Source organism: Vibrio fujianensis, assembly GCF_002749895.1.
GTDB lineage: Bacteria > Pseudomonadota > Gammaproteobacteria > Enterobacterales > Vibrionaceae > Vibrio > Vibrio fujianensis.
The window spans coordinates 1-1,363 of sequence record NZ_NBUS01000012.1 but is presented as its reverse complement, the minus strand read 5'-3'; the positions used below and the strand labels follow the sequence as shown (position 1 = coordinate 1,363).

The 1,363-nt window shown below is 39.8% G+C and carries 3 protein-coding genes; 2 read left to right on the top strand and 1 reads right to left on the bottom strand.

Annotated features, from left to right (window positions below; all coding sequences use genetic code 11):
- Positions 1-127 precede the first annotated feature (127 nt).
- Both B7C60_RS00200 and B7C60_RS00190 read left to right on the top strand, forming a co-directional pair.
- Entirely contained in the window at positions 128-547 is a 420-nt protein-coding gene (locus B7C60_RS00200) for a hypothetical protein (RefSeq protein WP_099609945.1), read from the top strand.
- A 133-nt stretch (positions 548-680) separates the two neighbouring features.
- Complete coding sequence (locus B7C60_RS00190; RefSeq protein WP_099609944.1) at positions 681-1,115, top strand: GNAT family N-acetyltransferase; 435 nt, start codon at positions 681-683, stop codon at positions 1,113-1,115.
- 92 nt (positions 1,116-1,207) lie between these two features.
- Here B7C60_RS00190 and B7C60_RS00180 read toward each other — a convergent pair.
- The coding region (locus tag B7C60_RS00180; protein WP_172953209.1) for a type II toxin-antitoxin system RelE/ParE family toxin at positions 1,208-1,363 on the bottom strand (156 nt) is incomplete at its 5' end.

Below are 1,363 nucleotides of genomic sequence, written 5' to 3'. Positions count from 1 at the left end.
TGGGTATCTTGGTCGGTGCTTATGCTCCTGATAACAGTGGTGGTATTTCTTTAGGAGGGATTAATCCTAGAGAATTACACCAAACAACACATTGTATATCTTCAGAATACTTAATGGAGATGTTGTAATGGAATTGCCGAATGCAAGTATTGGTGAGTGGGTTTCTGAGCTTAAAGTTTATCAGGCTAACAGTATTAATCAGATGCTACAGGATAATGAACCTGAAGAAGTCATAAAATTATGGTTGTCGGCTAATGGACCTAACACAACGATTCAGTTTGGGGGAGCTGGTGATTCACCAGAGCCATTTTTCGATAGGTTTAAAGAAGAATTTAGAAAGTTTATTTGTGGTGATGCTACATATAATAGCTTCCGCGAACAGTTACAGTCTGAAGCGCCAATATCAAAGGCAATGTACATCAGTATAATTTCTGCTGCACTGGGGGCTACGCTAGGATATGCGGCAACGTTACTAGCACCAGCAATCGCCATAATGCTTAATTTGGTGTGCAAGATGGGTAAAAATGCGTGGTGTGAAGCAAACTAACAAAGCATTTAAGAGGGACAGCCAACGCGTGGCATTTTTATTATGCGTTGGTTTTTGTGATTACGGTGTTGTGCGGTGAGTTGGTAGTAGCGTTGGCTGCCCCTTAATGCGGCGTTATGCATATGGAGTCTATATGGACATAGATATCGAAGTGATTGAATTACCAGACGTTGATGGATTTCGCATAGAAGCCTTACTTCCAAATGGTCATTCAGTCGGCTATATCAATATCCTTGTAAAAGGAACAGTGGCTGACCTTTGTGATTTATGCGTTAAAGATTCCTATCTGTATCTCTGGCCTAGTTTTATGCCTGTATTTCTAAGTATTCAGCGAAAGCGTAATTTCCAAAATAAAGGTATCGGAAGTCGGCTGCTTACTAGTGCTATTGAACACTCAAAATCTAAAGGTTGTAGCCAAATGAAAGGTTGGATGCATGGTGACAAGCCTAGGTTAGAAAAATTTTATAGATCATTTGGCTTTAAAATCAGTGGAATTAACATCGAGCTAGACCTTGAAAATATGCATAACAAGGCGTTAAAGAGGGATTCGCAACGCGTGGCATTTTAGTTATGCGTTGATTTTATTGGTTTTTAGTGCAATGCGGTGAGCTGGTAGTTGCGTTGCTCACCCCTTAACGCGGCGTTATGATTCATTCAGATTTAGTAAAACAACTTTACATCACGATAGAAGTTTTCGTGTGAACCAAGCGTTATCAATTCGAGTGTAACGGTGCTATCTTGGTAGCTGTAACCGAGCAGAGTCAATTGTTTTACCATCTTAAATTTATAGACTCTAAGAAAGGATAAATCACCTTT